General features: G+C 35.2%; 23 protein-coding genes and 1 tRNA gene. 20 read left to right on the top strand and 4 right to left on the bottom strand.

Translation table 11 applies throughout. The features are described from left to right. Window positions 1–292 precede the first annotated feature (292 nt). From lpxK to GGR21_RS00015, 3 genes are all read left to right on the top strand, one after another. Window positions 293–1,390, top strand: coding sequence for a tetraacyldisaccharide 4'-kinase (gene lpxK / locus GGR21_RS00005; protein ID WP_394353460.1), 1,098 nt, complete (start codon window positions 293–295; stop codon window positions 1,388–1,390). Continuing rightward, on the top strand, window positions 1,347–2,165 hold the full coding sequence (locus tag GGR21_RS00010) for a purine-nucleoside phosphorylase (RefSeq protein ID WP_183305099.1): 819 nt from the start codon (window positions 1,347–1,349) through the stop codon (window positions 2,163–2,165). The genes lpxK and GGR21_RS00010 overlap by 44 nt, the downstream gene beginning before the upstream one ends. 135 nt (window positions 2,166–2,300) lie before the next feature. After that, on the top strand, window positions 2,301–3,209 hold the full coding sequence (locus tag GGR21_RS00015; RefSeq protein WP_183305100.1) for a DMT family transporter: 909 nt from the start codon (window positions 2,301–2,303) through the stop codon (window positions 3,207–3,209). A 3-nt stretch (window positions 3,210–3,212) separates the two neighbouring features. On the opposite strand, the gene GGR21_RS00020 is transcribed toward GGR21_RS00015, so the two are convergent. Further along, complete coding sequence (locus GGR21_RS00020; protein WP_183305101.1) at window positions 3,213–4,406, bottom strand: MFS transporter; 1,194 nt, start codon at window positions 4,404–4,406, stop codon at window positions 3,213–3,215. A gap of 101 nt (window positions 4,407–4,507) precedes the next feature. Continuing rightward, the gene (locus tag GGR21_RS00025) at window positions 4,508–5,833 is read right to left on the bottom strand and encodes a PepSY-like domain-containing protein (RefSeq protein ID WP_183305102.1); all 1,326 of its coding nucleotides are present in this window, start codon (window positions 5,831–5,833) and stop codon (window positions 4,508–4,510) included. A 206-nt stretch (window positions 5,834–6,039) separates the two neighbouring features. On the opposite strand from GGR21_RS00025, the gene thiL reads away from it, so the two are divergent. The 7 genes from thiL (at window position 6,040) to GGR21_RS00060 (ending at window position 12,804) form a co-directional block, all read left to right on the top strand. Further along, complete coding sequence (thiL, locus tag GGR21_RS00030) at window positions 6,040–7,068, top strand: thiamine-phosphate kinase (RefSeq protein ID WP_183305103.1); 1,029 nt, start codon at window positions 6,040–6,042, stop codon at window positions 7,066–7,068. Between the two features lie 266 nt (window positions 7,069–7,334). Then, window positions 7,335–7,407, top strand: a tRNA-Phe gene (locus tag GGR21_RS00035). A 407-nt stretch (window positions 7,408–7,814) separates the two neighbouring features. Then, window positions 7,815–8,630, top strand: a complete 816-nt coding sequence (locus GGR21_RS00040) for a hypothetical protein (protein ID WP_183305104.1) — start codon at window positions 7,815–7,817, stop codon at window positions 8,628–8,630. Between the two features lie 235 nt (window positions 8,631–8,865). Beyond that, the gene (locus tag GGR21_RS00045; RefSeq protein ID WP_183305105.1) at window positions 8,866–9,213 is read left to right on the top strand and encodes a hypothetical protein; all 348 of its coding nucleotides are present in this window, start codon (window positions 8,866–8,868) and stop codon (window positions 9,211–9,213) included. A gap of 602 nt (window positions 9,214–9,815) precedes the next feature. Next, on the top strand, window positions 9,816–10,094 hold the full coding sequence (locus GGR21_RS00050) for a helix-turn-helix domain-containing protein (RefSeq protein ID WP_183305106.1): 279 nt from the start codon (window positions 9,816–9,818) through the stop codon (window positions 10,092–10,094). 38 nt (window positions 10,095–10,132) lie between these two features. Then, window positions 10,133–11,659, top strand: a complete 1,527-nt coding sequence (locus GGR21_RS00055; protein ID WP_183305107.1) for a DNA primase family protein — start codon at window positions 10,133–10,135, stop codon at window positions 11,657–11,659. Window positions 11,660–11,688: 29 nt separating this feature from the next. Continuing rightward, on the top strand, window positions 11,689–12,804 hold the full coding sequence (locus GGR21_RS00060; RefSeq protein WP_246347941.1) for a hypothetical protein: 1,116 nt from the start codon (window positions 11,689–11,691) through the stop codon (window positions 12,802–12,804). Between the two features lie 243 nt (window positions 12,805–13,047). Here the strand turns inward: GGR21_RS00060 and GGR21_RS00065 are convergent, their stop codons facing one another. Further along, window positions 13,048–13,284: a helix-turn-helix domain-containing protein gene (locus tag GGR21_RS00065; RefSeq protein WP_183305108.1), complete on the bottom strand. Its 237-nt coding sequence runs from the start codon at window positions 13,282–13,284 to the stop codon at window positions 13,048–13,050. Between the two features lie 94 nt (window positions 13,285–13,378). On the opposite strand from GGR21_RS00065, the gene GGR21_RS00070 reads away from it, so the two are divergent. From GGR21_RS00070 to GGR21_RS00095, 6 genes are all read left to right on the top strand, one after another. Next, window positions 13,379–13,816: a hypothetical protein gene (locus GGR21_RS00070; RefSeq protein WP_183305109.1), complete on the top strand. Its 438-nt coding sequence runs from the start codon at window positions 13,379–13,381 to the stop codon at window positions 13,814–13,816. 29 nt (window positions 13,817–13,845) lie between these two features. After that, on the top strand, window positions 13,846–14,697 hold the full coding sequence (locus GGR21_RS00075) for a DUF6591 domain-containing protein (RefSeq protein WP_183305110.1): 852 nt from the start codon (window positions 13,846–13,848) through the stop codon (window positions 14,695–14,697). A gap of 133 nt (window positions 14,698–14,830) precedes the next feature. Next, window positions 14,831–15,181: a hypothetical protein gene (locus tag GGR21_RS00080; RefSeq protein WP_183305111.1), complete on the top strand. Its 351-nt coding sequence runs from the start codon at window positions 14,831–14,833 to the stop codon at window positions 15,179–15,181. A 48-nt stretch (window positions 15,182–15,229) separates the two neighbouring features. Beyond that, the gene (locus GGR21_RS00085) at window positions 15,230–15,571 is read left to right on the top strand and encodes a DUF4406 domain-containing protein (RefSeq protein WP_183305112.1); all 342 of its coding nucleotides are present in this window, start codon (window positions 15,230–15,232) and stop codon (window positions 15,569–15,571) included. Between the two features lie 256 nt (window positions 15,572–15,827). After that, the gene (locus tag GGR21_RS00090) at window positions 15,828–16,148 is read left to right on the top strand and encodes an HU family DNA-binding protein (protein WP_183305113.1); all 321 of its coding nucleotides are present in this window, start codon (window positions 15,828–15,830) and stop codon (window positions 16,146–16,148) included. Beyond that, entirely contained in the window at window positions 16,145–16,669 is a 525-nt protein-coding gene (locus tag GGR21_RS00095; RefSeq protein WP_183305114.1) for an antirestriction protein ArdA, read from the top strand. The genes GGR21_RS00090 and GGR21_RS00095 overlap by 4 nt, the downstream gene beginning before the upstream one ends. Before the next feature lie 268 nt (window positions 16,670–16,937). On the opposite strand, the gene GGR21_RS21145 is transcribed toward GGR21_RS00095, so the two are convergent. Next, window positions 16,938–18,272, bottom strand: a complete 1,335-nt coding sequence (locus GGR21_RS21145; RefSeq protein ID WP_183305115.1) for a site-specific integrase — start codon at window positions 18,270–18,272, stop codon at window positions 16,938–16,940. A 220-nt stretch (window positions 18,273–18,492) separates the two neighbouring features. Here GGR21_RS21145 and GGR21_RS00105 point away from each other — a divergent pair, with 220 nt between their 5' ends. From GGR21_RS00105 to GGR21_RS00120, 4 genes are all read left to right on the top strand, one after another. Then, window positions 18,493–18,810, top strand: a complete 318-nt coding sequence (locus tag GGR21_RS00105) for a hypothetical protein (protein WP_183305116.1) — start codon at window positions 18,493–18,495, stop codon at window positions 18,808–18,810. Between the two features lie 247 nt (window positions 18,811–19,057). Then, window positions 19,058–20,380, top strand: coding sequence for a TRM11 family methyltransferase (locus GGR21_RS00110; RefSeq protein ID WP_183305117.1), 1,323 nt, complete (start codon window positions 19,058–19,060; stop codon window positions 20,378–20,380). Continuing rightward, window positions 20,380–22,845, top strand: coding sequence for a sensor histidine kinase (locus GGR21_RS00115; RefSeq protein WP_183305118.1), 2,466 nt, complete (start codon window positions 20,380–20,382; stop codon window positions 22,843–22,845). Before GGR21_RS00110 ends, GGR21_RS00115 begins: the two co-directional genes overlap by 1 nt. After that, window positions 22,845–24,764 (top strand): hypothetical protein, encoded by a 1,920-nt coding sequence (locus GGR21_RS00120; RefSeq protein ID WP_183305119.1) that lies wholly within the window; start codon window positions 22,845–22,847, stop codon window positions 24,762–24,764. Before GGR21_RS00115 ends, GGR21_RS00120 begins: the two co-directional genes overlap by 1 nt. The last annotated feature ends 123 nt before the right edge of the window (window positions 24,765–24,887 follow it).

Consider the following 24,887-nt stretch of genomic DNA (forward strand, 5'->3'; position numbering starts at 1 on the left):
GGTTTAAAGAAAGGCTACAAAAAAAGGGATTCCCCGAAAAAGTAGTGAATAGCGCAAGGGAAAACGGAGAATATATTGATGTGACAGTTTAGGGTAAAGAATAGAGGATTGATGATTTCATTACATTCGTTACATTTTTGTTAAAATGGCTAAGAGCAGGCTGTATCCGGAAGAAGCGATTCTATTGTAAAAGGAGTAAACATAATCAAAAAGGCTGCTTTTGACGCGGTTATTCTATCTTCAATGTGGAGATTATAATTAATTTAAATAAAATACCTATATTTATCGGATGATTAACACTGAACCAATACATATAAATAAGTGGTTGCTACCATTTTCGTGGTTGTATGGGATTGGTGTATACATACGTAACAAGTTTTTCGATTGGGGAATATTTAAACGGGAAGAGTTTGACGTACCTGTCATCTGCATCGGAAATATTACAGTGGGAGGAACCGGGAAAACCCCGCATACCGAATACCTGATAAATGTATTGAAAGATAAATACAGGGTAGGGGTACTGAGCAGGGGGTATAAGCGAAAATCGAAGGGTTTTGTATTGGCCACATCCGAATCTACCAGTCTGGAGTTGGGAGATGAATCGTATCAGATAAAACGTAAATTTCCAGATGTGATAGTCGCTGTGGACGGAAACAGGAGAAGGGGTATAAAAGAAATGCTTTCGTTGGAGAATCCGCCTGAAGTAATCTTATTAGACGATGCTTTCCAGCACAGGTATGTAAAACCTTCATATACTGTTATACTTTCAGATTTTAACCGTCCTGTTTACGAAGACACGCTTTTGCCCGCAGGACGATTGAGGGAATCGCCTTCACACCTCAGGGATGCGAATATAATAATAGTGACCAAATGCCCGGAAGAACTGCAACCGATAGATTTCCGTATTATATCGCATGATATCAATGCGTTTCCATATCAGGGATTGTACTTTACACAATTTTCTTATAATAACCTGAAACCTGTTTTTGGAAATGGAATTAAACAATTACCTTTGGATAGCCTTCAGGGAAAAAGTGTTTTACTGGCTACGGGGATCGCTTCTCCGGATATGATAATAAAGAAATTATCCGATTATACTAAGGATATAGATATGATAACTTATCCCGACCATCATAATTTCAGGGTGAAGGATATACGGTATATCTCCGAACGTTTTAAAGGGATATTGTCGGATAACAAAATAATAATTGTAACCGAGAAAGATGCAGCCCGTCTTGTGCTTAGAGAGGACATAGATGAGGAAATAAAAGAAAGTTTATACTATCTGCCTGTCGAGATTACATTTATGAGCGATGAGAATGATTTTAAAGATAAAATATTAAAACATGTTAGAGAAAATACTGGAAACCGCAAAATTTATAAAAGGTGAGTTACCTACTCTGCCTAAGATTGCTATCATTCTTGGAACAGGACTTGGAGAGCTTGTTCACGAGATAAGCGATAAGAAAGAAATCCCGTACGAAACCATCCCTAATTTCCCTGTATCTACAGTGGAAGGCCACAGTGGAAAGCTTATTTACGGAAAGCTGGGGGGAAAAGAAGTATTGGCCATGCAAGGACGTTTTCATTATTACGAAGGGTATGATATGCGAGAGGTAACATTCCCTATTCGCGTATTTCAGGCACTGTCTATCCAATACCTGTTTGTATCGAATGCGGCAGGAGGAATGAATGGTAGCTTCGATATAGGTGATATCATGCTTATTGACGACCATATCAATACATTCCCTGAGCATCCGCTTCGTGGTAAGAATTATAAAGAACTGGGAACCCGTTTCCCGGATATGAGTAACGCTTATGATAAAGATCTGCGCCTGATGGCTATGGAAATAGCAAAGAATAACAATATAAAATTACAGCATGGTGTATATGTGGGTACACAAGGCCCTACATTCGAAACTCCGGCTGAATATAACTGGTTCCGTATCATAGGTGGCGATGCTGTGGGTATGTCTACTGTACCGGAAGTGATAGTGGCCAACCATGCAGGTATAAAGGTGATGGCATTCTCTATTATTACCGATATAGGTATTATCGGCAAGATAGTGGAAGTAACGCACGAAGATGTGCAGGAAGCTGCCAAGATAGCACAGCCTAAGATGGCTTTCATCATGCAGGAGGTGATAAAGAGACTAAACTTATAATATAAAGGTGATATTTTTATATCCTTTGTCATTGACTACACTACGTTCCGTTGAACGTTGTTTCTGGACGGAGTGAAGAATCTCTTAATAGAAGGGGATCTTTCACTCCGTTCAAGATGACAAGATAGTATATTTATGCTGACAACAAGATCCCGATATTGGTACCATACCATTGCTATTTTTACGGTTATTGTGTGGGGTACTACTTTTGTATCCACCAAGGTATTGATCGGCTATGGACTCTCTCCGGTGGAGATACTTCTTTACCGGTTTTCGCTTGCCTATATCGGTATCTGGTTTATAGGAAGACGGGCATTATTTGCCAATAACTGGAAAGATGAATTATTGTGTGTGGCTGCCGGAATGGGTGGTGGGTCGCTTTATTTTATATTTGAGAATACGGCTTTGGGGCTCACATTGGCTTCGAATGTATCGTTGATCATTTGTACAGCACCTATATTTACAGCTTTTCTGTCTTATCTGATTTACAGGAAAGAGAAGCTTAAAAGTCACCTGTTCATAGGATCATTAATAGCTCTTACAGGAGTAGCATTTGTTGTCTTCAACGGGAAGTTTATTCTGCAAATAAACCCTTTAGGTGATATACTGACTATATTGTCCGCTTTGTCGTGGGCATTTTACAGTATTATTCTGAGAAAGCTGCAAAAAGGTTATTCCACACTGTTTATTACCCGGAAGGTATTCTTTTATGGAATTGTTACCATGCTACCATTCCTTGCTGTAGGTTATGGCGATGTGCATCTGCAACTTCTGGCTGAACCAGTGATTATCGCGAATCTTGCATTTCTCGGTCTGATAGCATCGTTACTATGTTTTATTACCTGGAACACAGCAGTGAAAGAACTGGGGGTTGTACAGACATCCAACTATATTTACTTTACTCCGCTTGTAACACTTCTCACATCGGCATTAGTCATCAATGAGCATATTACAATCATTGCTCTTGCAGGCTCTGTGTTTATACTTTGTGGTGTATATATCGCAGAACGGGGATTTAAGCTCAAATTAAGAATTGCGAAATAACACTTATACTTTTTTAGTGTTAGGAAGAAAAGCGGCAACCAATCCTAAAAGCGGCAGGTATGAACAGATATTGTATACATATTGTATGCTTGTATTATCTGCGACTTTACCCAATACTGCCGAGGCTATACCTGCAATACCGAAAGCCAGGCCGAAAAATAGCCCGCCTATCAATCCCACCTTTCCGGGGACAAGCTCCTGCGCATATACAAGTATTGCTGAGAAGGCCGAAGATAATATCAACCCAATGAAGATGCTGAATATACAAGTCCACACCAGTCCTACATGAGGCATAATAAGCGCAAACGGAGCAGTACCCAGTATTGATGCCCATATTACATATTTACGGCCGATGCGATCACCTACAGGTCCGCCTATAATGGTGCCTAAGGCAACGGCAAACAGAAAAGCGAATAGGAATAATTGCGCATCGTGCACCGACAGCTGGAATTTGTCTATGAGGTAAAACATATAATAGCTGGTAAGGCTTGCCATGTAGACATATTTGGAAAATATAAGAATCAAAAGTATAGAGATAGCGAATGCTACCTTCTTAGACGAATAAGTAATCTTTTTATCTGTTATGGCATTGTTTTCACCAACAGCTGGTTTCAATCTGTACAAATTAGCCCTGTACCATTTGCTGATAACCAGCATGACGCCAATGCAAACCAATGCGATTAATGACATCCAGCCTATATTTTGTTGTCCATACGGAGTGATTATCCATAATGCTAATAAAGGTCCGATGGATGAGCCGAAATTACCTCCTACCTGAAATAATGACTGAGCTAGCCCGTGTTTTCCTCCCGATGCCATGTAGGCCAACCTTGAAGCTTCAGGATGGAATACAGAAGAACCTAATCCGGTTAGGAATACAGCAATAAGAACATGTATAAAACTCCCGGCCAGAGATAGAGATAGTATTCCGACCATTGTAAATGTCATGCCTATGGGAAGTGAGTAAGGCTGGGGCTTTTTGTCAGTAATCAAACCAATAACAGGCTGGAAAATAGAAGACGACATTTGAAAAACAAGTGTAATAAGCCCTATCTGAGTGAAATTGAGGAGTAATGAATCCTTTAACAGTGGATAGACTGCCGAAATAATGGATTGCAACATGTCATTGAGCATGTGGCACACCGCGAGCATAGATAATATTGTGAATGCTGTTCCTGTAGAAGTCCTTGTTTTCATTACATTTTTGTAAAATGCATACAAAGATAAGCTTAATACTTTACATAAAAAAGGGACTTAGTTTTTTCAACTAAATCCCATTGTTGTATTTTTATTACAGATTATTGCGTAATTTCCAGCATTGTCCTGTAACTGCCATCTTCATTAAAATATAACATGTATTTTTTCTCTACATATACTGTATATCCTTTACTGTTGTGTATAAGGGAATAAATTTCTTTATCCTTATAATTATTATTCAGATAATTTGTCGTTGTAACAGGGAGTTCTTTAACAATTTCTGATGGTAGGCTTATATAAACAACCTTACCATTTTCTATGTAAGATGCATTGATTTTAATCCAATTACCATCCATATCCACCTCAATAGTTACATCGTTGTCTTTTCCTTCATACAAGAAGGTAGAATTGTATTCATAGGCTCCCACTAGAGTTAATCCGTCAGGATATACATGTTTGTATGATATTATATCATAATAGTCTGACATTAGTTTGTCTGCGGCATTAACTGGAGGAGGGACAATACCAGTATTTTCATTTACCAGTAAATCTTTATTTTTGAAACGAAGTCCGTAATTTCCGTCTCCGTAAAAAGCTATGATGCGTATTCCTCCCAGGTTGCTTTGTCCTTTTATAGCGTCGGAAATACTCGCAGGCATCTCATTTTCAGCTATTGTACTCAATAGAGTTTCGGCACTCTTTATACTACTGTTATCTACATAGTCATTTATTTCAGCGTGTATCCAGGCAACATCTTCATCGAAACTGATAACAACTATATTCCCCATGAACAAGCGATAGGCTGTTCCTTCTGTTTCGGTTATTTTAAAAATACGTCCTAATAGGTTACTATTTAATCCAATATGATTACGTTTCAAAAAATCAGTGACTTTAGTTACAACATTATTATCTGTAATATTGGCTTCGGCTAATGTTTTACCGCTATATGCGAGTAATTCAGTCTGTGCATAACTGTTACCATTATTTAACCATATCATTATGCTATGATCATAAAAAGCGGTAAGCGTTGTTATTTTGGCCTGGGGTTCTTTTTCGGTTAGTTTTTGATAAACATACTCATCCAGTATTTTAGTAGCTGATACGGGGATTCCGTTTTGGGCGAATATTTCGATCCAATCTCCATTATTGTAGGAAAAAGCAACAGAGGTATTCCCTTCCAGGAGTGCATATATATATATTGTTTCCTGGCTTGTATTTCCTCCTGTAGACTTTTCTATCAGGGAGATAGGGAAATCAAAACTAACAGATACTACCTTATTGTCAGGAAAATATTGGGCTAAAAATTCCTGAGAGGAGGCTGGTAAGTCACCAAATCCGAGATCCGGTTGTTTGTCGTTATCGTCGCTGCAGCTGGAAAGAGCGATCATGCCTGCTAATAAGCATAAAATTAAGAGTAACTTTTTCATGATAATGATGTTATATGATTTTTCATTATAATTGATGTCGATAAGCAGTTTCAAATTTAACATATTTCTTAATACGGACCAGAGCATAAGAAGAAGATATTAATATATTATAGATTTTTTAAGAAAATTGAAGTTTGATTTTACAATAGTGACATGCTATTTGAACAAAAGGTTAACTTTGTATTCTATTTAAAAAATTACTACAAATGAAACGTACAGAAATATCTCAGCTGGGTGAATTCGGATTGATAGATCGCCTGACAAAAAATATAGAATTAAAGAATAAAAGTTCAGAAAAAGGGGTAGGGGATGATGCCGCTGTTCTTTCGTTTGAAAATAAAAAGACGTTGGTAACTACTGACCTGTTGCTCGAAGGCATACATTTCGATCTTATTTATGTTCCGTTGAAACATCTGGGATATAAATCGGCGGTGGTAAATTTCTCTGATATTTATGCTATGAACGGGCAGCCGAAACAAATAACTGTATCGCTGGGAATCTCGAAACGTTTTTCAGTTGAAGATATAGAAATATTCTACGAAGGGGTATACTTGGCATGCCAGGAATATGGCGTAGATGTTATTGGCGGAGATACTTCGGCTTCGCTTACAGGGCTGACTATCAGCATTACTTGTATAGGAGAGGGAGAAGAAGGAAAGATTGTTTACCGTAATGGAGCCAAAGACACCGATCTTATTTGCGTATCGGGAGATTTAGGTGCTGCATTTATGGGACTTCAACTATTAGAGAGAGAAAAAGTGGTATATGATGGAGAGAAAAATTTCCAGCCCGATTTTACCGGAAAGGAGTATCTGCTCGAGCGTCAATTGAAACCCGAAGCCCGTAAAGATATTGTGAGATTTTTATCAGAAGAAGCGATCGTTCCTACTTCGATGATCGATATCTCTGATGGTTTATCCTCTGAATTGAAGCATATCTGTAAGCAGAGTGGGGTAGGGTGTCGTGTGTTTGAAGAGAGAGTCCCCATTGATTATCAGACGGCAATGATGGCTGAGCAGTTCAATATGAATGTGACTACGGTTGCATTGAATGGCGGTGAAGATTATGAGTTATTGTTTACTATTCCTCTATATCTGCACGAAAAGGTATCGAAAATAAAGGGTGTACATGTAATAGGTCATATCACAAAAGCCGATTACGGATTACTGCTTGAAACCCGTGACGGAGGAGAGATTGAGTTGAAAGCTCAGGGATGGGATTCTATTAAGGAATAAAGATTCAATTATCTATAGAGTACTTTCTCCTATAATAGGTATTGGAGTAAAGGCTTTATAGTGGATAAATTTTGTAAGTTTTTAGTTAAATGAAAATACTTATATAAATACTGCAAAGTGTAATTTTCTTGTTAACAAATACATGATAAATCTTTTGATAAAACAAATACTAGCAGATATCTGTATTTAAAATATTTTTAATGATATTTTTGGTTAGTATAAAAAATATCCTATCTTTGCACACGCAAACACAAAACGATAATTATGGTGCCATAGCTCAGTTGGTAGAGCAAAGGACTGAAAATCCTTGTGTCCCCGGTTCGATTCCTGGTGGCACCACAAATGACTAAAGAAAGCCTCTGTAAGACAAAAACTTACGGAGGCTTTTTCTTTTTAGTGACCGATTTGGTGCCCATTCGGATATTTTCGATAATATCCCGTATTATGTGCTATAATATAGCAGTTTATACTTTTAAATATTCCAGTTTTCTTTCTTTTCGAATAAGTTTAGCGGTTCGATTTTTATTCGAAGTGCCCACAATTTTATCAGTTAGGCTGTGGACTCCCAGAGAGCCCACGGTGCCCAACAGTATGAAGAGCTAACGCTCTTTGGGCATTACCTATCTCTTCTTGCTCTTATCTCGAATGATGTAGATATTATGATATTTAGTGGAGACTATTGTCTTCTTTTATTAGATATTGACTATCTTTAATCAGCAAAGCTTAATCCAAAACCATATAACTGTATGAGCATGAATTTAACAGAGATGAAAGATATTGTGACCATTTTATTTTATGTAATTGGTTCTACAATTGCTATTCTTACTTATATGAGAGCAAAATCAACAATCCTACAACCCAAAAGAACAGAGCTGATAAAAAAGCAAACTGAAATATTTAGTGATTTTTTATCATTTATAAATGAGAATGAAAATTCTGTGGATAATGGTTTAGATTATGTGAATTTATTCAGTTATAATGTTGATTTAGTATTGAGAGATTTCGGATTTATTACTATTGATAATGAGTCAGACAAATATCAAGAGCTCAATTTTAACATTTCTGGATGGACACAATTTTTAGAGAACGATATCTATGAATTTGTTTTTGTAAAAGGAAACTTAAATACATATGATAGTCTAATTTTTGAGGTAGACAATAGAGCTCGACAAAAATATTATCAAATCTGCTTAACTAATAATAAGTTTAATGTATATAGAATATTTTTCACAGCTAAATATGAACGGTTTTATAAAACCTTGAGAGCATTTGCCACTAACCCTTTTTTACCTAACGATGTACAAGAAACTGCTTATCAGATAGGTAAAGATTTACAAGAAAATATCCATAACAAATTAAGAATATTATTAGAGACTCTTGTTAAAGAGTATTTTAGAGCATCTACTAACCAGGAAGGTTCAAGCAAAGAAGTTTTAACAAATGATTTTAGGCATGTGACATTATTTAGGATATTTGAGAAAGAAAGAATAAAACATGAAGAGTCATTTGAAAAACTGAAAAAACAGATTAGAAAACATTTAAATATTGATGATAGGTGGTAATCACAATTTAACTGTCAGTGTACTTAATAGTAGCTCTAAAATATTAAATATTAGATTTATATCTATTAGTTACTCGGTTTTTCAGGATTCCATTATATATAGTATTTTCTCCCCTTTCTCCCTTCCTTTTTTTATGAATAACTATCTGCCGAAAAAAAATTAAAAAAACAGCTCATTTATATCTGACTAACAAAATGATTCTTTAACTTTACCCGAAATACAAATTACACCTTAAATGGAAAGCTCCAAAGAAATAATTGAATTACGTCCAAGAGAGAAAAAGATAAGACTTAAACTTATTGAGTTTGCTGCAGCAAAACGAACAATAGCTTATCAGCCACTGTCATATATAGCTAATCTAGGTTTGGAGATGCAATATAATGAACATGTAAATGAGTTGTCTGATTATTTAGATAGAATCTCGAAATTTGAATTACAAGAGGGCAGACCTTTATTGTCAGCTATTGTAATTAACTCTATCTTGAAACGTCAAGGCGATGGCTTCTTTAGGTTATGTGCAGATAAAGAAGAAGATTTAAAAAAGCTTTTAAAATGTGATGTTCTTTCCCCAAGTATAGACTAGCAAATGAAATTTTCCAAAGCTAGAATAAAAGATTGTTGGAATTTTTGGAGTGATAAAGATAATTTCAAGAAAAACAAAGGTAAAAACACTCACATAGAGTAATCAAATTAAGATATTATTTTTTGTAAAATATTGGGATATTCCCATAATACACAAATCGGGCACCCCTATGGGCTCCTGATTCTTTTGTTTTTATAAAAGTGATTTTCGACATAAGACTTCGATACCCAGTTAAGGGTCATATCGGAATATAACCACTCATTGAACTCTCTCCGAAACAATCCGCCATATACCAATAATCTACTTACTATCCATAGAGACAAATTTAAGTAAAACTCCATTTTACTCTAAAAAACTATACTCACAGTCCCTCTTTTGCAGTAAAATACAGTTAAAGTAAGTTAAAGATTTCACGGTTAAATACTGTTAAATTCTCTAGGTGCCGAAAATCGGGAGCTGGAAAATGAAACCTTTTCTGAAAAGCCAATTTCTTAATTTTCGTTAATTATTTTATATATAGATTTGCTCTCGGATTCAAATATTCTGCGCAGATAATTAGAATTCAAAGATAATAAAATATTAATTATTAATACATTATGTGTATGACAAATTTTATTCTTTTTGAAAAAGAGGAGCTCCGCACCTTAATACGGTCGGAAGTAGAATTGGCTGTAGCTAATGCCATGGCAGATAACAAGGCGCAGGAAAAGACTGCACCGAAGTATTTAACAAGGAATGAAGCAGCAGATGAATTGAGAGTGTCGCTTTCGTCACTACATCGTTTAGTGGCTACAGGACAACTTCCTTGTATAAAAATCGGTAGAAAGTCTGTCTTTCGTGATAAAGATGTACAACAAGTTGGTATAATCTTAAATCGCTGATTATTATGAACGAAGAAATCAGGATAGCTTTTAACTGTATGTGTAAACTTGGACAAGATAGAGGTATTACGTTTGCCAGTAGTCCGTCCAAGTTTAAAGCGCAAGTATCTCTTGTAGGCATCGTCAGGACAGCTTTATCTCTTTCAGATGAGGCAGGATACGGATTCAAATGGCATGCTGGCAAGCATTATATTTTTACTGGAATGCATTGGCAACAGATAAGTAAAAAGCAAATAATGCAATACTTATCTGCTATTGCCAAACTCGGACAAGTACCAGAATCGAAAGCATATAATTTCAAATTTGCCGATGATATGTACGAGCAGTTCCGCTATCTAGTTAAAGATATGTATTTGCAAGAAGACCCGAACACCGTTAAGATAAACACGCAAAGCGGAACAATAAAATTCGATGGGAAAACGGTTGAATTGAAGAAATTCGACCGAGACGACTTCTTTACTTATGTATTGAAGCACTCTTACAATCCGACATCATTATACCCAATGTTTCAAAAATTTTTAGATGATATTTTGCCTAGAAATTTACAAGCAGTGGTACAGGAATTCGTCGGCTCTATTTTCATTCCTAATAAAAACTTTCAGAAGATTATGATCTTTTTAGGGCAAGGACGAAATGGAAAAGGAACACTAATGAATATTATATCTACAATCCTTGGGAGAGAAAACGTTTCGCACCATTCATTAGCTTCTTTGTGTAAGGAAGACAGTCGCAGCGCAGCCAATCTTGAAAATAAGCTCTTGAACCTGTGTAACGAGCTTGATGGTAAATTCTCCACTTCAACATTTAAACAAATTGTTGCGGGCGATATAATTTCTGTAAGGAAGCTATATGGCGAAGAATATGATATGTACCGATATGCCAAACTATTGTTCTCCGCAAACTCTCTTCCTCAAAACGCAGAAAAGTCCGAGGCATACTATGACCGCTTTGCAATTATTCCTTTCACTAAATGCTTTAAAGGAGAATCTAGGGATGAATCTTTAGAACATAAAATAGTAGAAGCAGAAGCTGATGGAGTGTTGTCATGGATAATAGAGGGTGCAAAGAGACTAATGGCGCAAGGTAAGTTCTCACACGCCCAAGAAATGGATGATGCGCTTGAGGATTACAAAGTGGAAAGCGATTCTGTAGCATCTTTTCTGGACGAAAATAATTATGTGTCTGATAATGAAGAAATAATTTCCTTGCAACATTTATTTGATGAATACAATTTTTACTGTAAAAACAGCAATTATCATCCATGTTCCAAGACGACTTTTTCTAAACGTTTGCAAGCTCTCGGACTAAAGAAAAAACGCACTTCGGCAGGTTACGTTTTTTACATCAAAGGCAGACAGCCTATTGCTGAGGAACCGCAAGTAATTACCCCTACTGGTAAAACAGATATGACTGTTGATGATTTTTTTTCAGCAAAAAGAGCGACAGAAGTTAACGATGTGGTTCCAGAAGTAAATCATCGCAAATCATATTCAAGAGAGGGGACATTCTTGGACGATTCTTACAGTCTTGATGCGATTGATAAGGTAATCGAAAATATACAGTAGATTTCTTACGCTAGTTGAAAAGCATTAAAATGGCGAAGCTATACGGTTTCGCCATTTTTGTATTTGTACACTTTATTAAATCGGGGAACGGTATTCAATTAGGCAACCTGCTGATAAATATTATAAAAGATAATATGAACAGCAATAATATACATTTAAAATTTGATACTATTAAGTTGGTAACTAAATCAAAATACATTTCGAATATAAATGATGAGGTATTTAAGCATGATGTTGATACCGCAATAGGCGAGCTCATTTCTGTTGAGTTTCATTCACAAGGACATAATGATATAACCCCTTTTGAATTGCGTATAAAAACAAACTATCGTTCCAATCGTATGACCATCGAATTTTCATCTAAAATACTTCTTGATGACTATCCCTTATTAATATCAGAGCGAACATTTAATCAATGCTTATCCAATATCGAAATGCTCGGCATCTGCAAATTAGATATTGACAGTATCATAGAAGATAGCTATTTCAATAAATTGCATGTAACCCAAGATATAGATTTAGAGCTAACCCCCGAAATTCTAAACATGCTCAATCAATGTACAGGCGATTACCGCCGATATAAATGGAATCGTTATCAAGATGCAATCCTTTTTACAAGAAATGTCAAAGCCGAGGATTGCCGAGAATCTATCAGCATTTATAATAAGGAAGTAGAGATTAACCTTTCCCGAAACAAACCATTCCTAAATATGACAGGCAATGCAGCATCCATTCTTGATTATTTCAAAGGCAAGACTCGTTTCGAAGTGAAGTTGGAAAATAAGCGTAAGATACAAAAGGAATTAGGCATTGAAAATACAGACTATCATTCTGTAATGAATGCTTCTAAGAATATCATCCTTACCCAATTTGACAAAATATTCAATTCTAATATTCCCCAATCCGATACCATGCAGATAAGCAATATTGTCGATTATGGTCTATGGTGTATCATTCGTTATCATAATTTCGATTTAAAAAGCATCGAGCAGGAAATCAAAGACATGAAACTTTATGAAGATAAAACAAAGGGTGCAATGGGCAAGCAAATGAAGAAAATACGGGCAATTATGCAGGCTTACCTTAATCAAAATCATGATGCGGACACAGTTATTGAGGGGATAAGAAAGATGCTAAAAGATTAAGCTCTCTTGTTGAATCTGACGCCCTGTCATGTTTTTGGTCTGAAAATCATGCTCTTATGCTCAAATTATTTGCCAATAATCGAAACTGACACCTGACGCCCCTCTTTGATTATACTCTCCACTTATTTTTCTCAAACTTAGTGTACACAAAAGCCTGACTGCTTGTCATATATGGGTGAAACGGAGTAATGCTTGAAAGTAATTAAGTATGAAAGAAAAGCAGAATAAATCTCCGCCTGTAGTTTAAGGATTTTCGGGAATCGTTGGAGGGAAAAAATCTGCAACGGAGCATTCGAACTCCTTTGCTATTTGATAAATCTGATAAACGCTGTATTTGGTTTCATGGTTCGGACTTTCGACCTGTCCGATAAACCCGACAGAGCAATGCAAAAACTCGGTCATCCCTCGTTGAGAGAAGCCTTTCTCTTTTCGCATTTCCCGAATTCTATTAATTACGAACTTATCAATATCGGTTTTCATAAAACAACCTGTAAATACATGATAAATTAACAAAAAGGTTTTATATTTGCGCTTAGTTATACTAAGCGTTGTTTTGATTAAGCTACTTGAAAACATGAATAAACTATTATTAGTCATACTATTATCGGCTGCTTCATTCTCTTTATGGGGACAGACATTCGATTCATTAGAGGCGATGCGCTTGCAGGAAAAGGACGGCAGTCATTCCTATTTCGATTTTGACAACCTTGTAAAACAAGGAGATGAACTCTTTATGGACATGAGTTATGAAAATGAAGAGAAAGACGATTGGGATGACTATAGCGTGCAAGTAAAAGGAAAATCAATCCTTGTCGTTGGTCTGACATCTGATAAGGCGGAATTATCGGTTACTCCTATCATCTCCATGCTGATAAAAGATAACAGCTTGATTATGCATCGGATGATTAACGGTGATTATCTACTAGTAACAACCTATTCAGTACAGTATTTAAAAGAAAAGAAAGCCTTGATAGGCAAGTATAAAACTCATAAAATAATCAGTACATATTAACCATTTAAACAAATTAAAACAAAAGTAAAATGAAAAAGAAACACATTATTATTGCGGTCATAGCCGTTGTTGTTATAGCATTTTTAGTAATGCGTAATTGTAGTGGAGGGGGAAGCAAGTATGAGCAATTTGACCAAAAGATAGAGTTAACCCCCAACGAGAGCAAAGTTAAAGGTTATCTGTCCGAAGTATTGGAAATAGTAGATGGAACTTACACATTTGATTTTAAAGGTAACTCTGCCGTTTCTTATAATAGTGGTAAGGGAAAGATACAAGTAAAGATTAAATCTGTAAGCAAAGGTGATCCGAATGATTATGGCTTGAATGACGGAAGTTCTGGACCACTTTATCTTACTGTCTGTGATAAAAATGGTACTCCTATAACTGACTTCACAGATATAGAAAGCGAAAGCACTTCGGACGGCATTCTTAAAGACATGATGACAACCAATAGTGAAAACTGGATTTCATTCGAGATTACTATACATGGTGGCAAGAAAATACCCGAAACGGCAGCAACATTCTTTGTAACCAGCAAGAAGATTGAAAAATTAGAATATTCATCGTCAACTTCGACATCAGACTCAGACACCGATACTGACTCTGATAGTGAAAGCATGTCGAATTCCGATAATAAAGATTGGGATAAGGTACTGGATGACTATGAGGATTATGTAGATAAGACCATTAAAGTCTTGAAGAAATTGAAAAATGATGACCTTAGTGCCATGACCGAATATCCAGACATGATGGAGAAAGCTAAAGATTTGGAACAAAGCCTTAAAAAAGCACAGAAAAGTAAATCTCTTTCTTCAAAGCAAGTCAGCCGCATGATGAAGATACAAACCAAGATGCTCCAAGTAGCAAAAGACATGGAGTAAAGCGATAAGACCAGCAAGCAACAACGACCGTTACGGAGCCAATCTGTAACGGTTATTTTTTTGCCAAATAATCAGCAACAACGATAGAAAATGACGTACGACAGCATGCAACTTTAACTAATTATTGTAGATAATGGAAAATAAAAAACAATTCAAACTCAAAATATTAGATAGTAGTACCAAGGAATCAATCATTGTGACACTGGACTACAGTCAACTCACAAGCGACAGAATCCGCAAAGCAATTCCTCTTTGTACCAAGATAATAACCAATGGCGAGAGCCAATTGCTCTTTGTCGGAGATAAGAACTGCAAACTGGAATTGGAAACATTGTACAATCTCGCATCGCTTATTCAGTCCATGCTGTCGGATTCGATGACTTGGGACATCATAGATCAGATACCACCCGAAGAAAAGCAAACAGAGGATTTGAACGGTTACCTGATACTAAATACCGACAAACAGGAAGGAGCAATTGATTGAGCAAATGATAGATAATTAAAAGCATTAATCATTAAACAATAATTGAAAATGAGAAAATTAAAGATTACTAAAGGTCGCACTGCGAATGGTCAATTAGTCTATATCTCGGGACAGATAACAGGCTTGGAGCTGAAAGAAGCCAAAGCCAATTTCGATAAAGCCGAAGCCTTATTATTGGAAAAAGGTTTCACTCCAGTAAACCCTATGAAAGCGAATCCTCCTATGTCAGCAAAGAATTGGAAAGAGTATATGCGAGACGACATCGTACAGTTATTTGATTGTGATGCTATCTTTTTACTCGACAATTGGCAAGATTCGAAAGGAGCAAGAATTGAACAGTTTATCGCCCAAGAACTGGGACTGATGAAGCTGACAGAAAAAGACTTGTAGCCCTTAAATACAGCATAGGCAGGTTATCATCACGACCACCTGCCTACATCAATGAAAAACTTAAAAATTTTTGAAAATCATCGAATCATGATTCTCCTCTTATAGTATTTATCAAACACACACAACATGACGAGGCGTCATAGTCTGACTTTAAGGCTATGACGCTTCTGTATAAAATATGACGAGCTGTCTAATTGAAATTTAACGGAATAACTCTTGAAAAAATTTATTCAATATCACTTAAAATCAATAAGATATGAATAAAAAAGAGTTAGTAAATGCCGTTTCGGAGATGACAGGAATCAGCAAAAGCGACACAAGAAAAACATTTGAAGCCATTTTAGAGGTTATCAGTGCTGAGATGCAGAAAAATGAGAAAGTCATCATCCTTGGTTTTGGCACATTTTCCGTGAAAGACAAAGCTGCCCGTATGAGCATCCACCCTCAAACCATGCAACCCTTGGAGCTACCAGCTAAGAAAGTAGTTCGGTTCAAGCCGAGCCAGTATCTGAATAATCTTCTCGTTCTGAAAAAGAAGCGAGGTCGTCCACGAATAGAGAAAGGAGCTGAACAATGATAGATATACAGGAAGCTCAAATTTATGTGGGGACTTATGCCAAATACAATGAGGGTAGCTTATTTGGCAAGTGGATGCAGCTATCGGATTATTCCGATTTAGATGAATTCATCGAAGCCTGTAAAGAATTGCACAAGGATGAAGAAGACCCTGAGTTTATGTTCCAAGATTGGGAGGAAATACCCGAGGGGCTGATTAATGAGTCATGGTTGAGTGAAAATTTCTTCGACCTACGGGATGCAATGGATAGCCTTAAAGATGACAATCAAGAGGCTTTTATGGTTTGGTGTACTCACGGCAGTTATGATATTTCCAGAGAAGATGCACATGTTCTACTGTCCAAGTTCTGGGATGAATATCACGGGAAATATGCCAGCGAAGAGGACTTTGCTTATCGCTATGTGGTCGATTGTTATGATTTACCCGAGTTCGCTCAAACCTACTTCGATTATGAAAAATTTGCCAATGAGCTTTTCTCTACGGATTATTGGTTTGAGGATGGGTATGTGTTTAGGAGATAGGTTTTAGATGTTTTTTTTACATGGTTTTGAAGTTGAGTTCGCCGCCTCTTTTCGAGAGGCGGCAGAGCAGCCCGTGACCATCGGACGCCTTTGAAGTGAGCAGATGTTTGAGAGCTGTGTTGTGACGGCGTCCGACGTCCACAACCAGCTCTTTCCTCTCTCTCAAAGGAATAAACAATAATAATAAAAAGAATAGTATATATAAATTGAAAAGAAAAAAATGTAGTAAGGTAGGAATTTTGCTACATTTCCTACACTATCTACATCTTTACATGAAAAACTCGTGTGTTTGAAGCAGTTGGGCGTTCTCTTCCTTGCTGATACGAATGTACTTCATAAAACTGGATTCGGTCTTGTGTCCTGTCATAGCCATAATTGACAGGGGAGACATATTTGATAAAAAAGCATTTGTCGCAAAGCTTCTCCGAGCAGTGTGGGTAGTTACCTTATCACATTTGCGGACTGTCTGTTCTTTGCGCTTTCCTCCTACTGTTTCGGTATAGGTTATCAGTTCCGTAATACCCGCTTTTTCACATAGCTTTTTTAATAGGCGGTTAGTCGATTGGTTAGATTGAGGCTTTGGTGGTCTGTTGTTGTATTTTACCAGTATCTCTTTTACTCTCTTACCTATGGGGATAATTACCCTGTTATGGGTCTTATAGGTATCTATTGAGATCGTGTTCGTTTCCCAATTAAAATGGTCCATGCTCAAATTCACTATATCTGAATACCTTAACCCTGTGCAGCACGATACCAGAAAACAATCCCGCACTTCGGCTTGATTATCGGGTAGTTCCAGAGCATAAAGGGCATCCAGTTCTTTTTCCGACAGATAGATGGTATTGGCATCTTCTCTCGGTGGAGCAAAATTCTTTTTGAAAACGCTGTTATTAGTGGTAACGTTATTATCGTAAGCATGACGCATAAAGACTTTTAATGTCTTGATGTATTTCCCGATAGAATTTAATTTGTATTCTCCCGTGTGATGTTTAGAATCATATAGGAAGTTAATGAAGTCATTTTTAAACTCATTTGTTATACTATCTAATGACAGTACCTTATTACGGGCTTTAGCGTACTTTTGGAGAATGTTCTTAGTGGATTGGTAGGTAGCGATAGTTGCAGGGGTTAGCCTTGTACTGCCTCCGTTTAGTATTTTACCCTGTTCGCATAAATCTATGTAGTAGTCAATATAGGATATGAGGTCTGTAATGACTTGTTTTGTCTCTTCCTGCTTGCTCTTTAGGTTCTTGCGTAATTCTTCTTGTATCTGGCTCGCCGTGGGGCTAATATCTCGGCTCTTGTAGCTTTCGATAATCTTAATGAGGGTAGAGGTGGTTTTCTCTATTTCCCGATTGATATTTTGGAGAGCAACTTGCAGCATGGAATTACCTTTGAGGTCTTTGTGCTGTTTGGCTGTTTCAAAGGCTTTCCCTGCTTCTCTATCCCAATAGGCAGTTTTGATCTTGTAATCCACAGGCAGGCAATAACTGAAACGAACGCCGTTGATAGTCATTCTCAATCGGATAAGAGAGAATTCTTCGGTGGCGTTCTTGAGAGAGAACTTGATTTGATTTCTTGTAAAAATGTTCTTGTTGTTCATAATCATTTAAGTTTTATGTTTCAGGAACTTTCTTTCAAGGCTCGTTCCGTGAGACATAGACCTTAACTGCTGTTTTCAAGTTATTTGCCGTTAATCGGGCTCCACAACATGACGAAGCGTCAGAGCCCGTCAAAGTTAAGCAATTATTGCACCACAATTAGCAAAAATGTTAAATCAAGTCCTTATTTTTTCATACATTTACGGAAAATATAAAAATACCATGTCTACAATAGCATTGACAGATAAAGAAACGGCAATCAGGGAAAAGTTAATCAAGGCTGCTTCCGAGGGTAGAACTGTGTACTATTCGGAGTTGACAGAGGGAGATGCTTCTCTTGTACGTAGTCTTGGGGCGATATTGGAAAGGATTACCCGATATGACATAGAAAACAAACAGCCTATCTTGGCATCAATCGTTGTTCTTAAAGAGACAGGTTTACCCAGTGAGGGTTTCTTTGAGTTATGTGATACGCTGGATATTGATGCATATCTGAGTGATTTGCAGAAGGAGTGTTTTGAGTGGTATGGAAATTGCTAATTAGCTATAATATAACTTTCTACACAAATGTTTACTTGCATGTTTAAGTTAACAATAATTTTTATTGGTACTATAGGAAATGGAAGGTTGAGGAATAAAGAGATGATTACTTATTAAAACGAAATATCTAAGACTGTATTTTAGGTATAGTGAATTAGTAAAGCTTTCCTGGAAACAAGTAATTTGTTTGTATATTTGTGTGATATAAATTATCTATACAAAGATAAAAACTTCTAAAGCAAATAATGTGAATAAGATTGAAACAAATATTAGAGTAAGTATAGACTCAATCAGTTCTAAAGTTCTTAACGGTGAAAACTATTCAAGAACTCATTTCGCAAGGAGTATTTTAAATTATCCTGCAATGATGGTTCCCTCTGTACAAGAACCAATAATTGAGATATTGTCTAGTGTTATAGAAGGGGAGGTTTCTTTACTTGATCCTTTTATGGGAGCTTCCAATACACTTGTTACAGGAATGAAGTATGGGATTAATGTATTTGGACAAGATATTAATCCACTATCTGTTTTACTTAGTGAGGTGAAAATTTGTATTTACCAAACAGATGAATTAATTGATGCTAGTAAACGAATCTTAGGATGTATTAATTCAGATATATCTAATAACATTGAGATCTCATTTACTAATATTGACAAATGGTTCACTAAAGAAATTCAAATTGAGTTGTCCAAAATACATAGAGCAATTAGAAAGGAAAGTTCTCTCAAAATACGACGTTTCTTTTGGGTAGCCTTAGCTGAAACAATTAGATTAACTAGTAATGATAGGACATCTACATTCAAAATGCACATGCGTCCTTTAGAGGAAATTGCTATGAGAAATGTGTCAGCATTAAGGACATTTAATTTAACATCAAATAAAAACATTAAGAATTTAGGAGACTATTTAGCCATTCTTGACCAAAGTGGACTTATAGATAATAACAAATACACAAAAAAAGCTGATATAGCGTGGGGCAATACCAATATAAGAATTGAGTCAAAGGACATGTTTAACCTCTTGGTAACTTCTCCTCCTTACGGAGATAATCAAACAACTGTAACCTATGGTCAGTTTTCACATCTTCCATTGCAATGGATACCAATTGAAGATATTGATGAGAAAATAACACTTGAATACCTTAAATCAGCTCAGGTTATAGACAATGAAAGTTTAGGTGGAAAAACCGAAGAGAAAATTTCAGATATAGAAGAACGTATTTTTGAAAGATCTAGGACATTAAAAAAATTTATCACTCAATTTGATGCTGTTGAAAGGAAGAAAGCAGAAAAGGTAACTAAGTTTATTAATGACCTAGATAAAAGTATAGATAAAATGCTTCCTAAAATGGTGCAAAATTCATTTTTAGTTTGGACAATTGGGAACAGAAATGTAAATAGACAAATAGTTCAAAATGATCTTATTCTGACTGAGTTGTTTAAATCTAAAGGTATTGGTTTATTTACCGATCTTGAACGAGAAATTCTAAGTAAGAGAATGCCAGGAAGAAATAATTTTTCAACTATGATGAATAAGGAGAAAATATTAATTTTCAAAAAAACGGACTGATGGATAAAAGATATCATTTCAATATAACTCCTCACATTGTTAAACAGTTAGGGGAACAGCTTGTCCCAGATGAAGTTACGGCTCTGCTTGAGCTGATAAAAAACTCTTATGACGCAGATGCTTCCTATGTTTCTATAGAAATCAATACAAGTGAAGTCTATAATAATAGAGAGGTTTTCTATCCAAACCAAAAAGGATTTATTGTTGTTGAAGATGATGGGTTTGGCATGAATGAAGCCACAATTATGAAGTCGTGGTTGTTGATATCTTATTCCAATAAAAGAGCAAAGGATGGAGCTAAAGTCCAAACTCCTGCTGGTCGAACACCTTTAGGTGATAAAGGTTTAGGAAGATTAAGTACTCAACGACTAGCTAATATTTGCGAAATATTTACAAATAGATTAGGGGAGGATGGAACACATATCGGTTTCAATTGGAAGGATTTTGAGAAAGAAGAAGCATTAACTGATGTGAAAGTGAAGTATGAATCGTTCAAGAGTAAAAAAAAGAAAGGAACAATCCTATTACTAACTGACCTGAATAACGCTGAAGTATGGCAAGGGAAAAATTTAGAAAGATTTAAGGGGCAAATTATTCAGGTGATATCTCCATATAAAGAAAATAGACCATTTGAGGTATATTTAAAAGTGAATGGACAATTGATTGAATTAGATTTATTAAGTGAGAGTTTATCTGATTTATCTATTTCAAACTTTTCATTTGATGTAACCGAGAATATTTTAACAATTTCAGGGAAAACAAGATTGTCTAAGTTTTTGGGGAACGAGAGACCGCAAAAAGAAGCATTCTACAGTTTGGTAAGTTCTGATAATGGGATGAAACTCTCTAATTTTCTTCAAAAAAAAATACTAGATATACGACTTGCAACTAATCCATATTTTATAGAATTTGAGAGAAAATTCGAAATTGGCAAAGATATAAATTTGGAAATTATCAATGGGGGTGCAGCTTATCCTGGTGATTTTAAAGGTGTCATTAATGAATTTTCATATAAAGAAGAACAACTAAAAGAAGAAGAATCAATAGATAATATTTTTGGAGAATTTAATAGCTACAAAGATTTTGCTCAAGCTCAAATAGGAATAAAGATTTATAGAAATGGTTTCGCTGTTCTTCCATATGGAGTAGATGGAAATAAAGATTGGTTAGATCTCTCTAGTTCTCAAACTAAAACTTCATTTTATGATTTAAGACCAGATAATGTTATTGGATATATATCCATAGATGAGGGAATCAATTACGAATTGAAAGATAAGACTGATCGATCGGGTTTGATTTCTAATCCTTTTTCTAGAAATTTTTTCATGCTAATCAGTTTTGCAAAAGATCAAATAAATCTATATCAAAGATCCATAAGAAAGAATTATAATGAGTTCTTAAACACATATACCCTTGAAAATAATGGGATAAAAACAGTCACTCAAGCATTTAATCAATTAAAGGAAACTAAATCTGAGACTGAGGCTGTTAAGAATGACTTTAGATCTGCAATAATGACTACAGATAAAGTTATTAAGGATTCATCCAAAATAGTTGAATCAGTCAGAAGTAACCCTATGTTTGCAACAGATTTAGAGAAAGAAACTGCTGAGAAGGTAGATATTCTACTAGATACATTAAAAGTACTTCAAAACACCCTAATAAAATTAGAAAAGATAATTTCTAAAACAGAGAATTTAAATGAAGTCATAGACTTGCTTGAACCTAAAATTCAAATACTAGAAGAACAACTTAATGAGTTTACTGAATTAGCTAGTTTAGGATTAACCGCAGAAGCTATTGGGCATGAGTTCGCTTCTATTGGAGCTCGATTAGCAGAAAAAGCATCGTTTTATTCTCTGAAATTACAGAATAAAAAACTGACAGATTCTGATATTTATATTTTAATCGAATATATAAATACAACTGTTAACGGTCTGAATACTCAATTAAAACATCTTGATCCAGCTTTGAAATATGCACGTGATACGAAAACAGTATTGCAATTATCTGTATTTTTTGATGAGGAAAAAGAGTATTACAAAAACAGATTTAGTCAACATGAAATAAATTATAATATAAAAATACAGAGAGATTTTTCAATCAAAATTAACAAAGGGAAATTAGTGCAGGTTGTTGATAATCTTCTTAACAACTCTGAGTATTGGCTGCTTGAAAAGAAGAAGAATGAGCCAAGCTTTAAACCTACAATCACTATAAAAATAGAAGAACCTTGGATATACATATCAGATAATGGATATGGTATCACTCCAGCCATCGAGAATCAAATATTTGAGCCTTTCGTTACAACAAAACCCAAAGGTAATGGGCGAGGGTTAGGATTATTCATTGTTCAACAACTTTTAGATTCATTCAAATGTGGTATAATATTAGAACCAACATTAAATGAGAATAATAGGAAATATATTTTCGCAATAAATTTTTCAAATATTTTAGAGAATTGATGAAAGAGAAAATTGTAGTTCACAGTAGTGAGGAATCGCTGGTTATAATACCTAAAGAATCCAATATAATAAATTTGCGAAAGAAAGCAATCGATTCAATATCGAATTTGTTAGATGTAGAAAATATTGCTCAAATCATTTATATCGATGATAAGTTTGATATAGAGAGTCAGAAAGAAGAATACAAAGCTCGACTGATTAAACTCAAGCATGAAAAGAAATATTTAAAAAGTGAAGAATTTGATGATTTAGATTGGGATGCCCCTACTCCTAAGTTTGAAACTGATATTGCTAAACTATGGGAGAAATCAGAAGATAAATCTGCTTTATTACTTGAAATTTGTTCACATGACAAGAATGATGAAGATGCAAATGTGATACCAGCTTTGGAAATTGAAAGATATTTTGGAAATAGAATTAAATTAATGACTCCTGATGAATGGGTAGCAGATAAACATAATAGTATAGTTGCATTAGAAAAAGATCAAAGAGTGATCTGCTTATTTGATTTTGAATTTCAAAATGGTAGCCCTCTGGTATGTAGAAGTAATGGTGCATTATTAGCTAAAAACATCCTAGATAAGAAAAGATTAGCAGACAAAGTTGTTTGTGGTATTTTCTCTCATAAATTTACTGAGGAACAAGAAGATGAATATAGAGAACTCTATTGTTCACAATACAAGATAAAGAAAGATCTATTTTATACAATATCTAAATTCCGTTTTGCTTTTGACCCACAGATTATAGGATTTCTTGAAGGTATTAAAAACTTATTATTGCTCAAATATGTAGAGCTTTTAAAAGTAGAATCGTTGAAACTTTTGAGTAAATCTAATAAGAGAGCAACCACAAAGATACAGAATATATCGCCTAAAACCTTTAATCAAATAATTCAAAAATCATCCGTGAAAGAGGGTGTCTGGGAAGTTAATACTCTATTTAGACTTTATGGGATACTTTCTAAAGTTGAGAACTTTAATATGATTTCAGACAAGGAGATTAGAAAGAAATTTAATGAATCAATCAGAAGAATTAGAGGAATTGACATAGTAGACACAGGATATACTTCAAATATTAAAAATCAACAATTAATAGATTTAAGGACTAGTGAGTTGTACATTTCAGGTAGTATTTTAAATAAACTACATTTGCCACTTGCCAATGGAGATATTTTTGAGATAAAAGGAAAGGAATACATGCTTTTGGTTCAGCCTTGTAATCTTGCGCTGAGAAGTACTGGGAGTAGGAGTAATGAATATGATAACGCTTTTTTATTGCCAATTAAACTATTTAAGAAAGAAGAACTTAATCATACAAAGCATGAAGTGCATACACCCAGTAACGCATCAGGAAAAATATTATGTGCCCATTTTTCTGACTTTAAGATTTTATCCTTAAACTTTCTTGATTTGACTGTTTTTAATGAAGAAGGTAGGTCTATTATTGATATGAAAAATCCTCAATTAGTAAATGATGTAATTCATACACCTTGGAAAAAGCGTTACCATGAGATTCAAAAAAGCTTAGTTGTTTTGGAGAATACAATCAATTCTTTTAAATATGTAGAAAATAATATTATTCTGCAAGTGAGTCAGATAGATGCTGAGTTGAAAGTACTTGCTGAAGCTTTGAAGTCCCCAGCTAAGAAAGAGGAAGCTTTAAGGAATATGCAACCTCTTAGAGAGAAAAGAAAGCATTTAATAGATCATTTAAAAACAATCGAATCGAGTGTTTACTCAATAGATAATTTTGAAACTTTCAAAATTTCTAACTTGGAAAGCTATGATATTGCGAATCGTATTTTCTCATTTGATATTAAAAGGGTCAAGCATTATAAATCTCCTTATTCAGATGATTTACTACAAAAATTTATGTTGTATTTATCAAGAAATGCATTTGAACATGATTTTACCTCTTAATTATCAAATACAATTATAATGTGAGAGATATTTCATGATTCAGCTAAAAATATTTACCATCTTTCTTACAGAGATCGTACCCAATGCTCAACCCAATGTTAAAAATAGATTAAATATAAAATT

The sequence above is a fragment of the Dysgonomonas hofstadii genome (assembly GCF_014196915.1).
GTDB classification, from domain to species: domain Bacteria; phylum Bacteroidota; class Bacteroidia; order Bacteroidales; family Dysgonomonadaceae; genus Dysgonomonas; species Dysgonomonas hofstadii.